The sequence below is a fragment of the Desulfovibrio sp. OH1186_COT-070 genome (genome assembly GCF_003860215.1).
Taxonomy (GTDB): Bacteria; Desulfobacterota; Desulfovibrionia; order Desulfovibrionales; family Desulfovibrionaceae; genus Desulfovibrio.
Genome location: NZ_RQYH01000014.1, coordinates 18,855 through 40,504, shown reverse-complemented (window position 1 = coordinate 40,504; position 21,650 = coordinate 18,855). Strand labels below are relative to the sequence as shown.

Sequence of the window (21,650 nt, the reverse complement as noted above, 5' to 3'; positions counted from 1 at the left end):
TGTTACAGAGAGTTGATGTCGCCCATCAGGGAGCTGACGTTGCTGCCCAGCCCCTTGGCCATGTTGAGCAGGCCCATGAGGGGCGAAAGCAGGGCGGCAGGGCCGTCCACAGGCCCGGTCATGACCGCCTGCCTGGCGCAGCCGCCAAGGGAACCCATGCCCATGCCTCCGGCCTGTCCCTTGACCTGGGACAGCAGGTTGGTGATGGACGAAACAAGGCTCGTGATCTCGCCGTTCAGCCTGTTCAGGCGCGGCATGAGGCTGCGCCTGATTTCCGCCCGGTCAGCGTCGGACACGTCTGTTTTGGCGTCTTTCAGGTATTCCTTGCGCGCCTTGGCCAGGGCATCCTGTTGCTCGTTGTAGGCGCTGATTTTGGCCGAATCCACATCGTTGAACACCATGTCGGCGTTCTTCATGCGGGAGAGCCCCGCCTCACGCGCCAGCCGGGCGCGGCTTTTGCCGTTGTTTCTTTCCCAGAAGTCCGCATAGGCGTTGCTGGCCTGCCGGAATCTTTCCGCAGCCGCAAGGCCCGCAGAGCGCGTGCTCTCGCTGACCCTGCCGGAGGCGGCGATATCGGACTTGGCCTTGCCGGCTTGCGTGCGGTACATGCTGTCGGCCTGGTCGATTTTTTTCTTGAGCGCGCGTTCTTCGGACCAGTTCACCTTGTTGGTCTGGCTCTGCTTGATGGTGTCAAGAGAAGCCATTTCCATGTCCATACCTGCGGAACCGGCGTCAGCAGCATTCTTGTTGGCCTGGCCCATCAGTTCGGCCCCGGCATACACAAGACCCGCCAGAAGCAGAACCAGAAGAGCCAGCAGCAGATTTTTGCGAAGTTTGCGGCATGTGACCATTCTTTTCCTCCCTAGTGTTGTGTGTGAGCGCACCACGCGCTACTTGCCGAAGACGGCACCCACCGCCCACAAAAACGGATGGTGGGGAAAATCATACCCCTGAGCCACAGGGCGTCCGGCCTTGCCGTCACTGACGAGCGTGCGCTGCGCCGCATTGAAGGCGGCCACGGCATCGGGATTATCGCCCTGGGACACCAGGTTGTCCACAAAATCAGACATGAGTTTGGCGCTGATGGTGTCGTCGGCAAACCACAGCGTGCCGTAGATATTGGAAATGCCCTTGCGCATGAAGGTTTCCACAAAGCTGACCTGATCAACCCCCGGCACCCAGCCCGCCTCGGCAATGCCCTGCTCCACTTCCTTGGCGCTGAAGACCGCAGCGGTGCTTTCGTCCCGGAGGGCCTTGGGAGCCATGGTAACGCCCGTATTGCAGGCAGAGAGGATCAGGTATCTGGTGTGGGCGAAACTGGCATCGGGCAGTTCCAGCACTTCCTTCATGGTCAGCAGGCCGTCCCTGTGCGGGGGAATGTCGTTGACCAGAATATCGTCCCCTTCCTCACTGCTCAGGTACAAAAAGCCGTTCAGAGGGGAAAGGGACGGCAGATTGCTTTCGGAAAGGCGTTTGATCTTTTGTTTGACGGGCGACAGGCTCTTGCCCTGGCTGAGGTCCTTTTCAAAGGCCCGCAGCGCCGTATAGGTATCGGAATACGGCATGCCGTGTGTGGCAAAGTAGACAATTTCAAACCGGTTGTCGCGCAACTGCCCGCGCAGCCAGTGCTCTGTGGGCCTGGGCGTGGGCAGGGAAAGATCGGGAAAGTCCTTGCGCAGGGCTTCCACATTGTCCTTGATGGGTTCAAAGGCGATGGTTTTTTCCACCTGCCGCACCTTGACGGCATTGTTGGCCTGACGGATTTCCGTAATGGTGCCGGGCAGCTTGGGCATACGGAAATTGCTGTTGCCGGGGTTGCCCACGGCCAGCATTTTCTTGACGCTGCCCTGCCGGACGGGACGCGAAATCACGTTGACGAACGAAGGCCGCAGATAGGCAATGTCGTATTCTTCCACAAGGAAGCGGGGCTTGCCGTCGGCCACGTCCCGCACCAGGGCCGCAAAGGGCGTCTGGGCCAGAAAGCCGTCGCTGACCACATAGATGCGCTTTTTGCCCGCCAGCTCTTCTTCCACCGGCCTGATCAGCCAGCCGTACAGCGTGTGCAGGGTGTTGCAGACCTGGCGGAGGTCTTCCTCCTCCTCGCCGGGCTTGAACGACTGCTTGCGGCCATAGCCGTTTTCTATATAGCCGAGGAGAAAATCGTCCCTGACGCTCTGCTCGATGGTTTTTCTGCTCACATCCACGGTGACGCACGTCACCTTGTTCTGGGTAATGGCCATCACGAGCAGCCTGTCCGGCAGCGTGATGTACTGCAGAACAATGTGGTCCGGCCCGATGTTTTTCTGGATCATGGGCACGTCCACGCGGGCCGAGGAATCAAAAATCACGCTGTCGGAAGGATATTGTTCCTTCCATTCGGCAAGGAGCTTCGCGTATTCGGCATCCAGCTTCTGCACACGGGCCTGCAACTCCTTGGCTGCGGTCTGCTCCAGTTCGTGCGCGGCTTTCTGCTCCTTGTCGGCATTGGCGGGCAGCGGCCTGACCACAGGCAGGGATTTGACCGCCTTGGCCTGTTCGCGCCCCAACTGGTTGAGCCTGTCGTAGAGGGACTGCTTCTGCCCGTCGGCAAAGTTCAGCCGCACCAGCGCGCTGCCCGCCTTCTGCACCTCATTGCGCAGGGTTTCCGCCAGACGCAGTTGCCGGTCAAGATATTGCGCATTGCCGGTCTTGCGGTACAGGGCGGCGCACACTTCCTGCGCCTCGCCGTACAAATCTTCCTTGCCTGCCATGTATTCGCCGAGCATTTCCACGCTGTCCAGCGCGGCATACATGGCCGACACCATGCCTATGGCCTTGTCGTACCTGTCCAGAGCCGACTCCAGCCTGCCTTCGCGCAGATCCGCATAGCCCAGCCCCTGAAGCGCGGACCAGATCATTTCGCGGGAGCGGAGCTTTTCGGCTTCTTTCAGGGCCTGGGTATAGTATGCGCGCGACTTCTTCAGGGCTTCGTCCGGAGTGATGTCGGGCACCACGGGCGTATCGTCAAAAACCAGATCGCGGCTGGCGCGGGAGGGGGCAACCATGCGCTTGTACAAACCGGCAATCTGCAACAGGGTTTCGGCATGACCCCGCGCCAGATGGAGGCGCTCGTACACGGCAAGAGCCTTTTCGTAGTTTTCCAGCGCCTGGGTATAATTTTTGTCTTCCAGTTCGGCCATCTTGCCCATGCCCAGCAGGGCTCCGGCCATGCCCTCCTGAAAGCCGCTCTGCTCAAAGAGCTTCACGGCTTCACGGTAGTCGGCGCGCGCCTCCTTGACCTGCCCGGCAATGCGGTTGATGAGCGCGCGGTTGACGCGGGCAATGCCTTCATCGCGCGCATTGCCCACCTCGCGGGCAATGACCAGCGCGTCTTCCACCAGGCGCATGGCCTCCTTGTGCTTGCCCACGCTCTTGAGCACCAGCCCCATATTGTTGCTGTCAATGCCCTCGCTGCGGCGCAGGCCCGCCTGTTTTTCCAGATTCAGGGCTTCCTGGATATGCGCGCGGGCTTCAGGGTATTCTCCCTTTTCCCAGAGCAGGATGCCCAGATTGCTGCCCGCTTCGGCCAGAGTCAGAGGGGAGTTTGCCTTTTCCGCAAGGGTGCGCGCCTGCGCAAGGCTTTTGGCCGCGCTGTCAAAGTCCCCCAGATTGCCCTGACACAAGCCGAGGGCCGTGAGGATTTTCGCGCGCGTGTCCGGGGCGGCCTTGGCAGGCAGCAGGCGGGCGGCCTTGGCATAGCTGGCCGCAGCAGGGGTATACAGTTCCAGCGCGCGGTAGGCATCGCCCAGACGGGCCCAGGCGTCGGCGGCCTCCTCCGGAGGCAGTTTGGGCAGGGCTTTGAGCATGCGCTCGATAACGGCGACCTGCAATGCGCGTTGCCCCAGATGGCCGCGGCAGAGCGCGAGATTCTTGTACGCGCGCAACGCGACATCAGGCGCAAGGGCCTTGCCTGTGCCCAAGATGCGCTCATAGATTTCCGCCGCAGCCGCATAATCTTCGGCCTTGAGCATGGCCACCGCCGCATTGCCCCACAGCAGGGCTGCCCTGGCGCTGTCGCCCTGCGCGTGCATCTGGTTGCCCGCCTGCTCGAAAAGGCGGCCCGCGGAGGCATGATTTCCGGCCTTGAAGGCCTCCTGCGCCTGCCTGAAGGTTTCTTCAAGGCTGGCGGCAAGGCTCTGGTCGCAGGGCGCGATGCCCAGAACGGCAAGCGCCACAAGGCAACGAACAATCACACGCACGACATCCCTCCCGCGATACATGGCCGCGCTACTCATGCACAAGTTCGTAGTGGGCGACAAAGGGTTCCCCGTCCCGGGCTTCCTGCTTCCTGGTGTTCACGCTCTCGCTTTCTTCCTCTTCAAAAACAAGATCGCGGGCAACGCGCTGCGCCTGGTGGCGGGCCTCCAGGCTGGCAACAGCGGCGGCCGCGTTTTCAAAGTTTTCCGCAACGGCCTTGTCCAGATCTTCCAGAGGCGTGGGAGAGAGGATGCACAAAAGCTCTTCCTTGCCCGGCGTGTCGTCAAAGCGGAACATGCCCTTGACCGGGACGGAATATTCCACATTGCGCTTCACATGATTGTCCATCCCCGCGTGGGCGGTGGGGTAGAGAAGGGCATATGTTCCGGAACTGCCCTTGGACAGCCAGTACACATAGCCGTCCGTGCTGGTGGTGAACACGAGCTTCACCTTGTCGCCGGATTTGAATACGTGGCTGGGAGGCACCGAAGACGTTACGCCGTCGCGCACCAGCAGAAGCGTGGTCTTGACAGCGAGGCTGCGCGCCTCGCCGCTCGCCTGTTTCGCAGAGGGCGCTTCGTCTTCAAACACAAGGTCACGGGTGGCGCGCGCGGCAAAAGGGCTGCTGCTCCAGAGCAGCAAAGTCGCCAGCACAAGAAAAGCCGTCTGTTTTTTCATGTCTTCCCCGTGTGCACGCGCTGCGCCGCTTTGGGGCGGAACCCGCCCTGTGCCGCGCGCAGTCATGCGGTAGAGGTTTTGGGCAAGACGCCGGGGTGGAGTCTTGGCACCTCCCAAGAATACTCAAAGAAGGCGGATCATGCAATATACGGAAATCTTGCCAACAGGGGAGTTCGGGGCTACACTGCACGGATGCCGCATCATTGAGGAGATTCCCCATGCCCACGACCATTCTGCGCAAGGAAAGCCTTATTCCGGGCACGACCAGCAAAATGGTGCTCCACGCGCCGCACATTGCCCAAAAAGCCCTTCCCGGCCACTTTGTCATGCTGCGCATGAGCCCCCAGGGGGAGCGCATCCCCCTGACCATTGCCGACACAGACAGGGAAAAGGGCACCATCACCATTGTCTACCTTGTCATGGGCAAAAGCACGGCCCTTCTGGAAGAGCTTGACACGGGCGGATCCATTCTGGATGTCTGCGGCCCGCTGGGCCGCCCGACCCGTATCGAGAAGCACGGCACAGTCATCTGTATGGGCGGCGGCACCGGTATCGCCGCCATGCACCATATTGCCAAGGGCCATGCACGCATCGGCAACCGCGTGGTGGGCATTATCGGGGCGCGCAGGAAAGACCTGCTGCTGTTTGAAAAAGAACTGGCATCCTTTGCGGACGAGCTGCTCATTTCCACCGACGACGGCAGTTACGGGCACAAGGGGCTTGTCACGGATCTTTTGCGCCGCCGCCTCGAAAAGGACAAGAGCGTTTTTGAGGTGGTGGCCGTGGGGCCGGTGCCCATGATGGCCGCTGTGGCCGACACCGCCCGGCCTTTCGGCGTCAGAACCACCGTGAGCCTGAACCCCATCATGGTGGACGGCATCGGCATGTGCGGCGCCTGCCGCGTCAGCGTGGGCGGCAAAACCCGATTCGCCTGCGTGGACGGCCCGGAATTTGACGGGCATGAAGTGGATTTTGCCGAACTGCGCCGCCGCCTGGGAGCTTTTCGCGATCAGGAGACCATTTCCATCGACGCCCACCGGAGAGCCATTCATGGAAACTAGGAAAACGCCCAAACCCCTTGCCCCCAGGGTAGAGATGCCCTGTCAGCCCCCCCACGTCAGACGCGCCAACTTTGCCGAAGTGGCCCTTGGCTACACCAGGGAAATGGCCATGCAGGAGGCCGCGCGCTGCCTGCAATGCAAAAAGCCCCTCTGCGTGAAGGGCTGCCCGGTGGAAGTGCCCATCCGCGATTTCATTGCCCAGGTGGCTCAGGGCAATATGGATGCGGCCTACCGCATCATCAAGAGCACCAACAGCCTGCCTGCGGTGTGCGGTCGCGTCTGTCCCCAGGAAAACCAGTGTGAGGGCAAGTGCGTGCTTGCCGCCAAGGGGCAGCCCGTGGCCATCGGGCGTCTGGAACGCTTTGTGGCCGACAGTTTTATCGCTGCCTCGGGCTGCGAGCAGGTTCTCGGCTCCACAGCCTGTGCCCTGCCCCTCAAGGGGCCACGGGTGGCCTGTATCGGTTCCGGCCCGGCGTCCCTGACCTGTGCGGGCGTCTGCGCCGTGGAGGGCATCAGGGTGGATGTTTTTGAAGCCCTGCACGAGCCGGGCGGCGTGCTCGTTTACGGTATTCCCGCTTTTCGCCTGCCCAAGGATGTGGTCGCCACGGAGATCAACGGCCTGCGTCAGATGGGGGTGAATTTTCAGCTCAATTTTGTGGGCGGACGCACCGTGGATGTGCGGGACCTGCAAGAAGAATATGACGCCGTATTTATCGGCGTGGGAGCGGGCCTGCCGGTTTTTCTCGGCATTCCCGGAGAAAATCTGGTGGGCGTCTTTTCGGCCAACGAATATCTGACACGGGTGAACCTCGGCCGGGCGTATGATTTTCCCCGGCAGGACACCCCCCCCTATCCCGGCAAGAATGTCACTGTTTTCGGCGCGGGCAATGTGGCCATGGACGCGGCCCGCACGGCCTTGCGCATGGGGGCGGAAAGCGTGCACATCGTGTACCGCCGCACCAGAGCCGAAATGCCTGCCCGCCTGGAAGAAATCGAGCATGCCGAGGAGGAGGGCGTGCAGTTTTCTCTGCTGTCCGCGCCCGTGCGCTTCAACGGCAACGAGGAGCATCAGCTTGTTTCCGTTACCCTGCAGCGGATGGAACTGGGCGAGCCGGACTCTTCGGGCCGCCGTCGGCCCGTGCCGGTGGAAGGGTCGGAATATGATCTGCCCACAGACCTTGCCATCGTTGCCCTGGGAACCCGCTCCAACCCCGTGCTGCTGGACGCCACGCCGGACCTGCGCAAAAACAAGTGGGGCTATATCGAGGTCAATGAGGACACCGGCGAAACGTCCATGCCCAATGTTTTTGCGGGCGGCGATATCGTGACCGGAGCGGCCACGGTCATTCTGGCCATGGGCGCGGGGCGCAGGGCAGGTCAGGAGATTGTCCGGCGGCTGCACGGTCGCGGGCAGTAGCTGTCCGGAAAAACGGGGCTTCAGCCCTGCCAGGCAGCCACTTCGGCCCGTTCTTCGTCTGTCAGGTATTCCATCCAGAGGCGGCTCATGCGCTCGAAGTGGTTGATGCGCAGATCCGCCAGATCCGGCCCTGTGGCCCAGGGTTTGGGGCCGTGAAAATGCACGATATGGGCCGTATCGCACTCCTGGCGGTAGGGGGGGCAGTTCCAGCGGTCTTCCAGACGGGTGATGCGCTTGCCGAAAAAATAGTTGAGCAGGGACTGGTCCAGATTGCCGATGCGGGATTCGTTTTCCTGGCAAAACGCCATGAAGTGCTCCACAAGCTCCCGCTGGCGCAGTTTTTCCAGATGGAACAGGGCAACCCCGCTGGAAAACGTCCAGATGGGAAAGGGCATGGGCACGGTATAGCTTTCCCCGCGGTATCGGTAGGAAAGGCTCTGGTGCTCGTGACAGAACGGGGCCGTATATTCGCGGGCCATGCCCATGTAGGGCGGGCGCAGGGCAAAGAGCTCCTGCAGGGAACGGCGAAAAAAAACATCCGTGTCGCAGTACAGCACATGGCTGTCGTGCGCCAGTTCCGGCACAAGGGCCAGTTCCAGTTTGAGAAAGCATCCGGCGCAGGCCTGCCCCAGAGGGGTCAGCCCGGCGGGATCAATGCGCGGGCGGTAGCGGGCCACAGGAATGCCCTCACGGTCCAGCGCCTCCAGCAGGGCCGCGTCCTGCCCGGCATACACGCACAGGCACGGCGCATCCTCGCCCTGGACGGCCCGCAGGGAACGCACGGCGACCTTGAGCAGCATGAGGTAGGGCCGCTTGTCGTCCAGGCAGAAAACGGTCTTCATGCCCTTTCGCACAAAAGTTTTTCCCGCAGCCGCTCCGCGCTTGCGGCCAGACCTTCCTTGTCGAAATCCCTGACAGCTTCCAGCACATTGCCCAGTTCCGCCGCGCAGGCCGTGCCCTGCATCTGTGCGGCAAAGGCCCGCACTTCGGCTTCCGTGCTGCCCCAGTCAGCCTCAAACCGTTCGGGCAGGCCGTCCAGAAAGGCCAGCAGGGCATCCGTTTGTTCCGGAGGCAGGGGGCGGCATTCTTCCGTGCCCGCAACACCTTCGGAACGCTCAAAAAAGTTCACCTGCGCCAGCACGGAGAGCATGTGTTTTTCAAAGGCGTCCACCAGGCTTGCGGGCGGCGGCGTTGCGGGCAGGCAAACCTCCATGGCCTTGGTGACCCGGAAGATGCGCTCCAGCCCCAGATTGGCGGCCACGCCCTTGACCGTATGCGCGTGGCGGGCGGCGGCCTCGTATTTTTTCTTTTCCAGCATGTCCCGCAAAAGGGTCGGGCTGTCGCCGTAATGGGCGACAAAGCGCAAGAGCAGTTCCCGGTACAGTTCCCGGTTGCCGCCCACAGCGGCAAGCCCCGCCTTGGTGTTCACAGACTGCCCGTCTTCCGCGGAGTCGGAATCCAGGGCGCTCCACGCGGCGGCGCTTTCCGAGGGCGCGGCTTCGTCCGCAGCGCTTTTTTCCGGCGTCCGGTTTTCCAGTCCTCCCGGCAGCCAGCGTTCCAGCACCGCGTACAGGGCGTCGGGATCCACGGGTTTGGTCAGGTAGTCGTTCATGCCCGCGCTCTTGCCTTCCAGGCGTGACGTATGGTCGGTATGCGCGGTCATGGCCACAATGGGCAGGCGGTCAGAGTCGTAGCCCATTTCCCGGATGCGCCTTGTGGCTTCAAGGCCGCCCATGACAGGCATCTGCATGTCCATGAGCACAACGCCCACCTGCGCTTCACGGGCCACCATGTCAACGGCTTCGCTTCCGTTGGCCGCCAGCAGCACTTCCAGTCCGGCCTGCTTCAGCAGTTCTGCGGCAATCTGGGCATTGATCTCGTTGTCTTCGGCCACAAGCACTGTCCGCCGTGCCCCGGCGGCAGCCCCGCTCCCCGGCAACAGCCCGCATGCCGGCGCCTCAACGGGAAAATCCAGTTCGAAAAAGAAGCGGCATCCCTGGCCCGGCGCGCTTTCCACGCCCAGTTCCCCGCCCATGAAATCCACCAGTTGGCGGGCGAGTGCAAGCCCCAGACCGTCGCTCGCCAGAGAAGAAAAAATGTCGCCCGTGAGGGGAGCGTCAAAAATCTTTTCCCGCAGGCTGTTTTCCAGTCCCGGCCCGTTGTCGGCCACTTCAAAGCGCAGGCGCAGAATGCCGCCGGACGGAGAAGATGCGGCTGCCGGAAAAACCCGGCACTCCACGCTGCCCTTGCCCGCGTATTTGACGGCATTGTCCAGCAGGATGCGCAGCACTTCCTCCAGATAGCGCGCGTGCCCCCAGACGGTCTCCGGGATTGCGGCGTCCAGGGAAAAACGCAGGGCTGTGCCTTTTTCCAGAGCGCTGCCTGCCAGGCCTTTTTCCAGAAAATCCAGAAAAGAGGCCAGGCAGAGAAATTCCCTCTCGTCGGCCTTGCAGTCCTTGCTCAGGCCGGAAAAATCCAGAATGCGGTTGATCATGTCCCGCAGGGCGCTGCCGGACTTGTTGATGTTCAGCAGGTAGTCGCGCTGCGCGCCGCTGGCCCCGGCCTGCAGGCCCAGATAGCTCATGCCGATGATGGCGTTCAGGGGGGTGCGCACATCGTGGCTCATGCGCTGCAAAAATTCGTCCTGCACGTTGGAGGCCTGACGCGCCAGCTTCAGGGACACAAGACTCTGGGAGCGGGCCATGGCCGCCTGCCGCTGGCCCTGCACCGCACGCCTCTCGGCGTCCTGCGTGCGTTGGTCGCGCGCCAGCAGGGCGGCCTTGATGTGTTGCAGGCTGGCAAACATGCTGCCCATTTCGTCCGTGCGGGCCGGGTCCGGAATCCGGGGGTTTTCTCCGGCGGCCAGGCTTTCCGCGCAGCGGCGCGCATGCTCCAGGGGCACGCCCACCCGGCTGCGGAAAAGCCATGCCGCGCAGGCAAAAAACAGCCACAGCAGCGCCAGAAGTATTGTCATGGCGCTTGCCGCGCCGTTGTGCGCAAGGGCCGCCTCCCCGCCGGAGGCCGCGGCCGCGCGCCACAACCAGAAATGGCAAACCGTCAGGGCGGTCAGCAAAACCGCCAGAAGCGCGCCGGAAATTTTGGTCAAACGTATAATGCTCATGCCTCTCCCATGCCGCACGGCGTGCGGCTGCCAGCGTTCCCATTGGTGCGGTACTCTTGCGATGGAAAGTATTGTACCCTAGGCTGCGGAAAAAATCACCTCCAACCGCACGGCCCGAAACCAGGCCGGAAATCCATGCCGCATCCCCTGCACCGCGCCCTGCCCCATCTGGCCCTGCTGACCGCCATGTGCTTCTGGGGCTCCACCTTCATTGCGCTGCGCGTCGCCCTCACCGCCCTGACTCCCATGACCGTCATGGCGGGGCGCATGCTTGTGGCCTGCCTGTTGCTGCTGCCCCTGTGGCCGCGTTTTTTCCGCGAAATTTCCCGCTGCCGCCAATGGAAAACGCTGTTGCTGCTGGCCCTGTGCGAGCCGTGCCTCTATTTTCTTTTTGAAACCCATGCCCTGCAGCTGACCTCGGCCTCCCAGGCGGGCATGATAACCGCACTGCTGCCCCTGCTGGTGGCGGCAACGGCTTTTGTGTTTCTGGGCGAACGCACAGGGGCGCGCATGTGGCTGGGCTTTGCCCTGGCGGTCACCGGCGTTGCCGGGATCACTCTTTCCGCCGAGTCCGGCCCCAGCGCCGTCAATCCTGTTCTGGGCAATCTGCTGCAAGGCGTGGCCATGGTGTGCGCCGCCGGGTACACAGTGCTTGTGCGTCGTCTTGCGGATGCGTACAGCCCCCTGTGCATTGTGGCGGCACAGTCCGCCGTGGGCCTGCTTTTTTTCTCCCTGCTGGTTCTGCTGCCTGTCCAGGGCGGGATTTCCGTTGACCTTGGCAGGGATTTTCCCTGGTGGGCCGCCTGGGCCTGCGTGGGCTATCTGGGCGGCGTGGTGACCTTTGCCGGATACGGCCTGTACAATTTTGGCGTCATCCGCCTTTCTGCGGGCCGCGCGGCGGCCTACACCAATCTCATCCCGGTCTTTGCCCTGATCTTCGGCGTCTGGCTGCTGGACGAACGGTTGACGCTCGTTCAGTACGCGGCGGCGGCCCTGACAGCGGCCGGAGTGCTGCTGAGCCAGTGGCGCTCGCCCGTTGTCCTTCAGGCGCGGGATTCCAGCCCCAGCAGGCGGTAGATTGCGGGCATGTCCACGGCGGCCTCCACCGCATCGGCAAGCCTGTCCAACTGGGGGCCGGAACCGTATGCCGCGCCGGGGCAGGCGGGCAGGCCCGCCTCCTTCCGCCAACGGGCCAGCAGGGCATGGCGGAAGCCGTCCGCGTCAAAAAGCCCGTGCAGATAACTGCCCCAGACGCGCGCGTGGCCAGCGGCGTCGCACAGCCCCCAGCCCAGGGGATGACCGGCCGCGTCGCGCATGACAGCGCGCATTTTTCCGGAAATCCGCTCTTGCTCCAGAGACGCGTCGGGAGTGGTGACGCCGTGGTGGATTTCGTACCCGGCCAGAGCGTATTCCTGGCCGTCTGGGCCGTCTGTCAGCGCCGGAAGGGCGCACGCCCGGGTGCGGCGCAAAATTTTGGCGGGTTCCAGGCGCGTGCGCAGGGGCAGAAGGCCGAGGGCGTCTGTTTTTCCTCCCTGTTCCAGACCGGGCGCGTCCAGAAAGTCCCGGCCCAGCATTTGCAATCCGCCGCAGATGCCCGCCAGCATGCCGCGGCCTTCGGCCAGGCATGCGCGGCCGAAGGCCGTCACCAGTTCCGCAAGCCCTCGCTCGCGCAGAAAATGGAGATCCGCAGCCGTATTGCGGCTGCCCGGCAGGATCACCACATGGGGCTGCCCCCAGTGTTCCCGATGCCGCACCATGCGCAGGCGCACGCCCGCTTCCTGCCGCAGCGCGTCCAGATCTGTGGCGTTGCTGATGTGGGGCAGGTCGGGCACAAGAATGTCCAGCGCCTCCCCCGTATGGCGCCGGGGGCCTGCCGGGAGGCCCGCAAGATCGCCGCTCTTGAGGCTCACCGAATCTTCTTCCGGCAGAAAAAGGTCTTCCAGCATGGGCACAATGCCCAGAAAGGGCTTTTTTGTGCGCCGCCGGAGCGCATCCAGAGCCGGGGTCAGAAGACCGGCATCGCCCCGGAACTTGTTGAGCACAAAGCCCGCCACCCGTGCCCGGTCGTTCCTGCCGAGCAGGGCAAGGGTTCCGGCCAGGGCGGCAAAAGCGCCGCCGCGGTCGATATCGGCCACAAGCAGTACGGCGGCCCCGGCATGGCGGGCCATGCGCATGTTCACAATGTCATGGGCCTTGAGATTGATTTCCGCAGGGCTGCCCGCGCCCTCCAGCACCATGATGTCATGTTCCGCCGCCAGGCTGTCATAAGCCCGCCGCACGGCCTTCCAGGCGCGGGCTTTGTAGCGCACATATTCCGCCACGCGCATCAGCCCCACCGGCTCGCCCAGCACGATGACCTGTGAGCCCGTATGGGAAACCGGCTTGAGCAGAACGGGGTTCATCCGCACATCAGGGGCAAGACCGCAGGCCTGGGCCTGCAAAACCTGCGCTCTGCCCATCTCCCTGCCGTCGTCGGTGACAAAGGAGTTGAGAGCCATGTTCTGGGCCTTGAAAGGGGCCACCTTCAGGCCCCGGCGGGCCAGCAGGCGGCAGAAGGCGGCTGCCAGCAGGCTTTTGCCCGCGTTGGAGCAGGTTCCCTGAACCATCAGGGCCGGAGGCAGGCCGCTGCGCGTGTTCGCGGGCGGCGGGGGGGGCATGGAAGACATGGTTTTTTCTACGCTTTTTGGCTGCCGCGGGCAAGCGGCACGTCCGCCTGACCGGGCGGGCCGGTTGCCAGCCGCGCTCCCCTTGCATATACTCGCGCCATCTGCACTGGCGAGGCATATCATGGCGGGCAATACCTTTGGTCATATCTTGCGTCTGACGACATTCGGCGAATCCCACGGTCCCGGCCTGGGCGGCATTGTGGACGGCTGCCCGGCGGGCCTTGAGCTTTCCGAAGCCCTGCTCCAGGCGGAACTGGACCGCCGCAGGCCGGGGCAGGGGGGCACGGCCAGCCCCCGGCGCGAAGCCGATGCCGTACGGCTGCTTTCCGGCGTGTTCGAGGGGCTGACCACGGGAACGCCCATCGCCTTTTTTTTCGAAAACACTGACCAGCGTTCCCGCGACTACGGCAACCTGGCGGACATTTTCCGGCCGGGGCACGCGGACTGGGGATACTTTCACAAATACAACGGCATCAGGGATCATCGCGGGGGCGGGCGCTCTTCGGGGCGGGAAACCGCGGCGCGGGTTGCCGGGGGCGTGATCGCCCGTCAGATACTGGCGCGGCACGGCATCAGGGTCATGGCGGCCTGCGTGCAGCTGGGGGGCGCGGCGCTGCCGCCGGAGACGCCGCCGGAGATGGAAGAAGCCCGCCACAGGCCGTACTGCGCCGCGCACGCGAACCTGCCCGCCGTGTGGGACCAACTGGCGGAAGAAGCCCGCAAGGCGGGCGATACTCTGGGAGGCATTGTGCGCATTGAAGCGCGCAACGTGCCGCCGGGGCTGGGCGAGCCGGTTTTTGACAAGCTGGAGGCCAGGCTGGCCCACGCGCTCATGAGCATCGGCGCGGTCAAGGCTTTTTCTGTGGGAGAAGGCTTTGCCGCCGCCGGACTGCGCGGATCGCGGAACAACGACATTTTGCTGCCTCTGGAACTTCCGCAGCCGGGCCGGGCGGCCTTTGCCTCCAACCATGCGGGGGGCATTCTGGGCGGCATTTCCAGCGGGCAGACCATTGTGCTCCATGTGGCCGTCAAGCCCATTGCGTCCGTTGCCGTACCCCAGCAAACGGTGGACAAAAATGGCCGGGCCGCCACTGTCCGCATCGGCGGGAGGCACGACCTTTCGGCCATCCCGCGCATTGTGCCCGTGCTGGAAGCCATGACCGCCCTGACCCTGGCCGATGCCCTGCTGCTGCAAAAACGCATGGAGGAGTCGCCGCGTTTTTCCGGAGCTGCCGGTGAACCGTGATCTCCCCCTGTTGCGCGAAGCCGGAGAGGTGGAAGTTTCCGGTACGGTGGAGCGCGTCATCTTTCATAACGAGGAAAACGGCTACACCGTTCTGCGGCTCTTGCCCGATGCCGGAGAAAAGAGCGGGGCGGGCCGCCGCCCGCGCGATCCCGTGGCCTGTGTGGGGCATATGGTCAACCCGCAGGCGGGAGTCAGGCTCAGGCTCGGCGGCCGCTGGGTGGAAAATCCCCGCTTTGGCCGCCAGATAGCTTTCGAGAGGGCCGAGGAGGTCTTGCCCGCCACCAGCGAGGGCATCCGCCTTTATCTGGCTTCGGGGCTGATCAGGGGCGTGGGCGATGCCATGGCGGCCCGCATTGTGGAGGCTTTTGGCCCGGACACCATCAGGGTGCTGGACGAGGAGCCGGAACGCCTGCTGGCGGTGCGGGGCGTGGGCAAAAAAAGCCTGGAGCAGATCCGCTCTTCCTGGGCCGAGCACCGCGGCATGCGCGATCTTCTGCTGTTCTTGCAGCCTCACGGCATCACCCCGGCCTATGCTGTGCGGATTTACCGCGCGTACGGGGCCGAAGCCCTGTCCGTTGTGCAGGAAAATCCCTACCGGCTGGCCATGGACATCCGCGGTATCGGCTTTGCCACAGCGGATGCCGCTGCCGCAAAGCTGGGCTTTGCGCACGACAGTCCCCTGCGGATACAGGCCGGCGTGCTGTATGCGCTGCAAAAGGCCACGGACGACGGCAACGTGTACCTGCCGGAAGCGGATCTGCTGGAGGCGGCCAGCGCCCAGTTGGGGGTGGACGGAGAACTGGCCGCCGAAGCTCTGGCCGCTCTTGAAGCCGACGAGCGCATTGTGCGCGAGAGCATGGACATGCCGGACGCCCCCGGCGAGACGGGCGTGTATCTGCGCATTTACCACCACTGTGAGTCGCGCACGGCCTTTTATGTGCAGCGGCTGCTGCGCTCGCCCAAGTCCGTCAGGTTTGAGGATGCCCGGCAGCGGGCCGACAGGGTGGTGGATGCCCTGGATATGGAGTTGGCCTCTGCCCAGCGCGAGGCCGTGCGGACCGCCGCCACCAGCAAGGTGATGGTGCTCACCGGCGGCCCCGGCACGGGCAAGACCACCACCATCAATGCCATCATCCGGCTTTTCGGGGAAGCGCGCGCCCGCATCCTGCTGGCCGCCCCCACGGGCCGCGCGGCCAAGCGCATGGCCGAAACATCCGGGCGCGAAGCGCGCACCATCCATCGCCTGCTGGAATACAGTCCCAAGGAAGACGGCTTTGCCCGCAATGAGGACAATCCCCTGGCCTGCGGCCTGCTGGTGGTGGACGAAGTTTCCATGATGGACAGCATGTTGCTGTACCATTTGCTCAAGGCCGTGCCCCTGGGCGCGACTCTTGTGCTGGTGGGCGACGTGCACCAGTTGCCCTCGGTGGGGCCGGGGGCTGTGCTGGCCGACATCATTTCCTCCCGCGTGGTTCCCGTGGTGGAATTGACGGAAATATTCCGCCAGTCCGCGGAAAGTGAAATCATCTGCAATGCCCACATGATCAACCGGGGCGAGGTGCCTTCCCTGGAAGGCAGCCGGGAGCGGCTTTCGGATTTTTATTTCCTCCGCCAGAGCGATCCGGAAAAAGTGGCGGAAATGGTGGTGGATCTCGTGCGCACCCACATTCCCCGGCGTTTCGGGCTGGACCCTGTGGACGAAATCCAGGTGCTCACGCCCATGCACCGGGGCGCGGTGGGCGCGGGCAGCCTCAACGCCCTGTTGCAGAACGCGCTCAATCCCCACGGGCAGGAAGTCCGGCGGGGGGAGAGGGCCTTTCGCCTGCACGACAAGGTCATGCAGATACGCAACAATTACGACAAGGATGTGTTCAACGGCGATATGGGGCGCATCAGCTTTCTGGACACACGCGAGCGCACCCTCAGCGTCACTTTTGACGAGCGCGTTGTGCCCTACGATTTTGCCGAACTGGACGAACTTGTGCCCGCATACGCCATTTCCATCCACAAATCCCAGGGTTCGGAGTATCCCGCAGTGGTGATCCCGGTCATGATGCAGCACTATATGCTCCTGCAAAGGAATCTGATCTATACGGGCGTGACGCGCGGCAGAAAGCTGGTTGTTCTGGTGGGCGAAAGCCGCGCCCTGCACATGGCCGTCAAAAACAACAAGACCCGCAGGCGCCACACCCGCCTTGCCCTGCGGCTGGCACCCTGCCCGTGATGCCTGTGTCTTCCGGCATGCTTTTTGCTTTTTTCTCCCTGTCGTCAGTGGCCTGACAGGCCGCCGCTCCGGAGTGGGCGGCACGGCAAGGCCATCACTTTGCCCCGCGCCAGGAAGTTTTCATGCTGATCTATGTTCACGTTCCCTTTTGCCGCACCCGCTGCCGGTACTGCGCCTTTTTTTCTTCTCCGCTGGGGCGGGGGGTGGATCCCGCCGCCTCCCCGGCCGTGACCGCCTATGCCGACACCCTGTTTCTGGAACTGGCGCACTGGGGAGACCGGCTGGGCGGAAGCGAAGTGGAAAGCGTGTTTTTTGGCGGCGGCACCCCCAGCCTCCTGCCGCCGCGTCTGGTGGGCCTGATTCTGGAACGCATCGGCAAGTATTTTCATCTGGCTCCGCGCGCGGAAATCACTCTGGAGGCCAATCCCGAATCCCTGCGCGGCGGGCACCGCGCCGCACAGTACCTGACGGCGGGGGTCAACCGGCTTTCCCTTGGCGTGCAGAGCATGGACGAAACCATGCTGCGCGTCCTCGGCCGTTCGCACAAGGCCGCGGACAGTCTGCATTCGGTTTTTCTGGCCCGCGAGGCGGGTTTTGCCAACATCAGCGTGGATCTCATGTGGGGCCTGCCGGGGCAGAGCGTGCGCCAGTGGCTGCAAACGCTCAAGGATGTGCTGCGCATGAACCCCGAGCATGTTTCCGCCTACGGACTGACTCTGGAGCCGGGCACGGAGCTTGAGCGGGAAGTCGAGGAAGGACGTTTGCGCCTGCCCGAAGAGCGCGACCAGAACATCATGTTCATGGAAGGAGCCGCCCTGCTGGAGCAGAACGGCTATTTGCATTACGAAGTCTCCAATTTCGCCCGCATGGGCTTTCAGTGCCGCCACAATACGGGCTACTGGGAGGGTGAGGACTATCTGGGCCTCGGGCCGTCGGCCACATCGACCATTGCCGGACGCCGCTGGACAAATCCTGCCGGGCAGAATGCCTGGGATACCCGCGTCAGGCAGCGTACATTGGGCAGCGAGGTGGAAGAACTGACGCTGCGCACCCGGGCCCTGGAACTCATGATGCTGCGCCTGCGTACTGCCCGGGGCCTGCGCATGCAGGCCTACCGCGAACTGACGGGGCGCGATTTTTTGCGTGACCACAAGCGCATGGTGCAGGCGCTGCACGAAAACGGGCTGATCCGCATCCGCAACGGTTATCTGCGGCTGACCCGCAGCGGCATGCTGGTTTCCAACGCCATTTTGAGCAATCTGTTTGCCCGCGCCGATGAGGTGCTCCGGCAGGGCGTGCCGTCCGGCAAAACGTCGGCCGCCCTTGCCGGAGAAGAAAAAACCCTGCCGCAGGCACAGGCAGGGGAAGGGCCGGAGGTGGTGGGGGTGCGCTGGCCCAGAGCGGATACGGTCTGAAGTTCTCCTGATTTTCTCCGGGGCAGGCCACAGACCTGCCCCGGAGATGCCGGGAAGTGGGGCTTTCCCGGCAAAGCCGCATTTTCTATCGCAGGGGGAAAACGTAGGTCGCGCGCCGGTTGTGCATGTCTGCCTCGCCGCCGGGGGTTTCTTCCACAAAGACGGCACGCACCATCCACAGGCCGTCCCTGTCCGGCCTGAAGGCAACCTTGCCCTGCCCGTCCGTGGTGGCCGTGAATTTGTAGGCGTCTTCCTCCTTGCTGAAGCCGTCATGGGTCAGGCCCACCCCGGCCCCGGAGAGAGGCTTGCCGTGCAGAAGAACCTGTGCCTCAAGCACACTGCCGGGCTTGATGCCCGCCGGATTGGTCAGAAGAATGATTTCCAGATCCTGGCCCATGACCTTGCTGTGCAGGCTGTCGCCGGGGGCCGGATTGAGCAGGGTTTTGGCGAACTTTTCGTATTTTCCCGCAGAGCCGACCTTCAGTCCTTTGGCTTCCAGCATGGCGCGGGAACCTTCGTGTTCGCCCGTTGTGGTCTCGCACCATATCTGCGGCAGGCGGTGTCCCACCAGCAGGGCAGGCGCGGATGAAGGCAGGGCAAACTCCCCGACCAGCGCCAGAAGGCCCTTGTCTTCCTTCAGGGCGATATCCCTGGCCGTGCCGTTGTGCCACAGTTGCAGGCGCACGCTTTCGGGGCGCTCGGCCTCTTCGCTGACCATGAACACATGGGCGGCCTGGGCCTGAACGCGGGTTTTCTGGCCGGGAGCAGGAAAGGCGCTGTCGGGTTTGAGAATGAATTCGTGGGCTTTGGCGGGGACGACAAAGGCCGCGAAAGCCCAGAAAGCGAGGAACAAAAAGGAACGGGGGGTGATCCGGAACATGGAAAAACTCCTTGTGTGTTACGAATTGTAAAAATGTACTACACAACATTGCCCGCGATGGCAAGCACGGAAAAAATATGCGCGGTGCCGGAAGCCCTGATTTCTGCCGCCGTTTTTTGGGGCAGCGGCCCTTGCGGCCTTTGCTGCGGCCGCGTATACTGGCAGATGCAGAAACAAGGGGGGAAAAGCATGCCCAAAGAGCAGGAACAGTTCCAAGGTTCCGTTCTGGCGGTTCTGGAAGCGGTGATGTTTGAAAACTGGCTCCGTTTTTACTTCATTTCCGAAAAGCCGGACGCGGAACCCGGCCCGGACGGAGAGCCTCCGCTGTTCATGGCCGTGCCGGTCAAGGGCATGGAGCGCATCGGCAGCCTGTACGCCCATCTTTTGCCGCTGGCGGAAGAGATGAACGGCAAACCCGTGGATTTTGAAGTCTCGCGCCGCGCTGTGTGCAATTTTGTTCTGGAGCATGTGGACGGCAAGGTCATGCCGCGCGACACGGCGGCCATGATTTTTGAAAGCGCCACCTTCCAGGTCCAGATGCAGTTGTTCAACACCTGGGTGCAGATGCACGAAAACCAGTTGGACGCCGGGTTCATGGAGTTCGGCGCGTGGCGCGCGCTTTTCGCCCAGTGGCGGGACGAGCCGGGCGCACGGGAACTGGCCGAAAAACTGTCTCTGGCCCTGCACGGGGGCCAGGCGGAGCAGCCCACGCAGACGGTGCAGTAGAATTTTTTGAAATCCAAGGCCGCCTTTCGGGCCGAAAGGCTGTGCCGCCGTTCAAGAATTTTTACGAAGAAAATCTTTTGCGCATGCGCTGGAAGGGTGCAGTGCCTGTATTTGCTGAAGAAATATTTTTTCAGGGCAGTGGCACAACGGTTGCAAAAAGAGAAAGTACCTTCCTTTCTTTTGCTGACAGCCTCCTCCAAACTGAACGGCCTGCACCGGTAAGCGGGCCGTTCGGTTTGCTTCTTTTTGTTCAGGGGGTGTTTGGGTGAACATGTCTTTTCTTGCCTCGGAATACGCTCAAAAATCTCCGGAGAGCGCTGCTTTTCATATCATTCCCGCGCCGCTGGAACAGAGCGTTTCTTACGGCGGCGGCACATGCCGGGGGCCGGAAGCCCTGCTGGCGGCATCGCAGCAACTGGAAGCCTGGGAAAGCGGCTTCGCGCCGGGTGAGGCAGGTTTTTATACCGCCCCGGCGGTGGACTGTTCCGGCCCGGTGGAAGCCGTGCTGGAGCGCATCGAGGCCGCCGTGGACCATGCGCTGGCGTGCGGGGCGCTCCCCGTGCTGCTGGGAGGCGAGCATACCGTGACTCTGGGGGCTCTGCGCGCTCTGGCCAGAGAGGCGCGGGAGCAGGGGCGGCCTCTGGGCGTCATCCAGTTTGACGCCCATGCGGATTTGCGCTCCCGGTATGAGGGCAATCCCCTTTCGCACGCCAGCGTCATGCACCGTGTTGTGGCCGATCTGGGCCTGCCGTTGGCGCAGTTTGCCGTGCGCGACTTCTGCCGGGAAGAAGCCGAGGCGCGCAAACGGTACAACGTCACCCACTATGACGCCTATTTTCTGGCCAGGGTGGGCCTGCCCGAACTGCCCCTGCCCGAGGATTTTCCCCGTCACATTTATATCAGCTTTGATCTGGACGGGCTGGACTCGTCCCTGATGCCCGCCACGGGCACGCCTTCGCCCGGAGGCATCAACTGGCGCGAAGCCCAGTTTCTGCTGGAACGCTGCGTGGCGGGACGGCGCGTTGCGGGGCTGGATGTGGTGGAACTGGCCCCCATACCCCATCTGCACCATGCGGATTTTACCGCGGCCAAACTTGCCCATCTGCTCATGGGGCTGGCGCACGATGCCAACCGGAAGGAGGAGGCATGAAAAACACCGCAGTGGCCTTTCGTGAGGCCAAGGGACAAAAAAAACTTGTCATGCTCACGGCGTATGACTATAGTACTGCCCGCGTCATGGACGCGGCAGGCGTGGACGCCCTGTTGGTGGGGGATTCTCTGGGCATGGTCATGCTGGGGCATGAAGACACGCTCTCCGTCACCCTGGACGACATGGCGCGTCACTGCGCCGCTGTGGCGCGCGGCGCGCAGAAGGCGCTGGTGGTCTGCGACATGCCCTTCATGAGCTACCATACGGGCGTGGAGGACTGTGTGCGCAATGCCGGCCGCCTTGTGGGTGAGGGCCGCGCCCAGGCCGTAAAGCTGGAGGGCGGCGCGGATTTCGCCGCCGAGGTACGCGCTCTCGTGCGGGCGTCTGTTCCCGTCATGGGGCACCTTGGCCTGACGCCGCAGTCGGTCAATGCTCTGGGAGGATACCGGGTGCAGGGCAAAAGCGCGGCAGCGGCCAAAAAACTGCTGGACGATGCCCGCGCCCTGCAAGATGCAGGCGCTTTTGCCCTTGTGTTGGAATGCGTCCCTGCGGCCCTGGCTGCGCGCATCACCGCCGTGCTGGAAATTCCTGTCATCGGCATCGGCGCTGGCCCCGGCTGTGACGGGCAGGTGCTCGTCTGGCAGGACATGGCCGGCATGAACTCTGGTCATCTGCCGCGTTTTGTGAAGCGCTTCGGCGAGGTGGACTGCGCCCTGCGGGATGCCGTGCAAAACTATGCGCGCGAGGTGCGCGCCGGAGCTTTTCCGGCGGACGAGCACTGCTATCCCCTGCCGCAGGACGTGGAAAAGATTTTGAAAAAGTTGAAATAG

Annotated in this window: 17 protein-coding genes; 10 read left to right on the top strand and 7 right to left on the bottom strand. The window is 63.2% G+C overall.

Features of this window, described 5'->3' with window-relative positions:
- Positions 1–2: 2 nt before the first annotated feature.
- From EII23_RS06620 to EII23_RS06610, 3 genes are read right to left on the bottom strand one after another with little or no spacing between them, the layout of a single operon-like run.
- Positions 3–851, bottom strand: a complete 849-nt coding sequence (locus EII23_RS06620) for a hypothetical protein (protein WP_124792605.1) — start codon at positions 849–851, stop codon at positions 3–5.
- A gap of 39 nt (positions 852–890) precedes the next feature.
- Positions 891–4,238, bottom strand: coding sequence for a CHAT domain-containing protein (locus tag EII23_RS06615; protein ID WP_185702323.1), 3,348 nt, complete (start codon positions 4,236–4,238; stop codon positions 891–893).
- Positions 4,239–4,266: 28 nt separating this feature from the next.
- Positions 4,267–4,914: a DUF4384 domain-containing protein gene (locus tag EII23_RS06610; protein ID WP_185702322.1), complete on the bottom strand. Its 648-nt coding sequence runs from the start codon at positions 4,912–4,914 to the stop codon at positions 4,267–4,269.
- 218 nt (positions 4,915–5,132) lie between these two features.
- Between EII23_RS06610 and EII23_RS06605 the strand changes: the two genes are divergently transcribed.
- Both EII23_RS06605 and gltA read left to right on the top strand, forming a co-directional pair.
- On the top strand, positions 5,133–5,975 hold the full coding sequence (locus tag EII23_RS06605) for a sulfide/dihydroorotate dehydrogenase-like FAD/NAD-binding protein (protein WP_124792602.1): 843 nt from the start codon (positions 5,133–5,135) through the stop codon (positions 5,973–5,975).
- Complete coding sequence (gene gltA, locus EII23_RS06600; RefSeq protein ID WP_124792601.1) at positions 5,965–7,392, top strand: NADPH-dependent glutamate synthase; 1,428 nt, start codon at positions 5,965–5,967, stop codon at positions 7,390–7,392. Before EII23_RS06605 ends, gltA begins: the two co-directional genes overlap by 11 nt.
- A 20-nt stretch (positions 7,393–7,412) precedes the next feature.
- Here the strand turns inward: gltA and EII23_RS06595 are convergent, their stop codons facing one another.
- Both EII23_RS06595 and EII23_RS06590 read right to left on the bottom strand, forming a co-directional pair.
- The gene (locus EII23_RS06595) at positions 7,413–8,234 is read right to left on the bottom strand and encodes a glycosyltransferase (RefSeq protein ID WP_124792600.1); all 822 of its coding nucleotides are present in this window, start codon (positions 8,232–8,234) and stop codon (positions 7,413–7,415) included.
- Entirely contained in the window at positions 8,231–10,513 is a 2,283-nt protein-coding gene (locus EII23_RS06590) for a response regulator (RefSeq protein WP_124792599.1), read from the bottom strand. The genes EII23_RS06595 and EII23_RS06590 overlap by 4 nt, the downstream gene beginning before the upstream one ends.
- 135 nt (positions 10,514–10,648) lie before the next feature.
- On the opposite strand from EII23_RS06590, the gene EII23_RS06585 reads away from it, so the two are divergent.
- Positions 10,649–11,590 (top strand): DMT family transporter, encoded by a 942-nt coding sequence (locus tag EII23_RS06585; protein ID WP_124792598.1) that lies wholly within the window; start codon positions 10,649–10,651, stop codon positions 11,588–11,590.
- Here EII23_RS06585 and EII23_RS06580 read toward each other — a convergent pair.
- A complete protein-coding gene (locus EII23_RS06580; RefSeq protein ID WP_260424627.1) occupies positions 11,557–13,170 on the bottom strand; it encodes a cobyric acid synthase in 1,614 nt (537 codons plus the stop codon). The two genes, EII23_RS06585 and EII23_RS06580, sit on opposite strands and share 34 nt — an antisense overlap.
- A gap of 130 nt (positions 13,171–13,300) precedes the next feature.
- Here EII23_RS06580 and aroC point away from each other — a divergent pair, with 130 nt between their 5' ends.
- The 3 genes from aroC to hemW all read left to right on the top strand — a co-directional run bounded on the left by aroC (position 13,301) and on the right by hemW (position 18,064).
- The gene (gene aroC / locus EII23_RS06575) at positions 13,301–14,425 is read left to right on the top strand and encodes a chorismate synthase (protein WP_124792597.1); all 1,125 of its coding nucleotides are present in this window, start codon (positions 13,301–13,303) and stop codon (positions 14,423–14,425) included.
- Positions 14,415–16,649, top strand: a complete 2,235-nt coding sequence (locus tag EII23_RS06570; RefSeq protein ID WP_260424626.1) for an ATP-dependent RecD-like DNA helicase — start codon at positions 14,415–14,417, stop codon at positions 16,647–16,649. Before aroC ends, EII23_RS06570 begins: the two co-directional genes overlap by 11 nt.
- Positions 16,650–16,771: 122 nt before the next feature.
- Positions 16,772–18,064: a radical SAM family heme chaperone HemW gene (gene hemW, locus EII23_RS06565; protein WP_124792595.1), complete on the top strand. Its 1,293-nt coding sequence runs from the start codon at positions 16,772–16,774 to the stop codon at positions 18,062–18,064.
- 85 nt (positions 18,065–18,149) lie between these two features.
- On the opposite strand, the gene EII23_RS06560 is transcribed toward hemW, so the two are convergent.
- Positions 18,150–18,944 (bottom strand): DUF4198 domain-containing protein, encoded by a 795-nt coding sequence (locus EII23_RS06560; RefSeq protein WP_124792594.1) that lies wholly within the window; start codon positions 18,942–18,944, stop codon positions 18,150–18,152.
- Positions 18,945–19,133: 189 nt separating this feature from the next.
- Between EII23_RS06560 and EII23_RS06555 the strand changes: the two genes are divergently transcribed.
- The 4 genes from EII23_RS06555 to panB are packed head-to-tail and all read left to right on the top strand — an operon-like array spanning position 19,134 to position 21,650.
- Positions 19,134–19,670: a hypothetical protein gene (locus EII23_RS06555; protein ID WP_124792593.1), complete on the top strand. Its 537-nt coding sequence runs from the start codon at positions 19,134–19,136 to the stop codon at positions 19,668–19,670.
- A gap of 41 nt (positions 19,671–19,711) precedes the next feature.
- Entirely contained in the window at positions 19,712–19,939 is a 228-nt protein-coding gene (locus tag EII23_RS06550) for a hypothetical protein (RefSeq protein ID WP_124792592.1), read from the top strand.
- A gap of 2 nt (positions 19,940–19,941) precedes the next feature.
- Complete coding sequence (speB, locus tag EII23_RS06545; RefSeq protein WP_124792591.1) at positions 19,942–20,820, top strand: agmatinase; 879 nt, start codon at positions 19,942–19,944, stop codon at positions 20,818–20,820.
- A complete protein-coding gene (gene panB, locus EII23_RS06540) occupies positions 20,817–21,650 on the top strand; it encodes a 3-methyl-2-oxobutanoate hydroxymethyltransferase (protein WP_124792590.1) in 834 nt (277 codons plus the stop codon). Before speB ends, panB begins: the two co-directional genes overlap by 4 nt.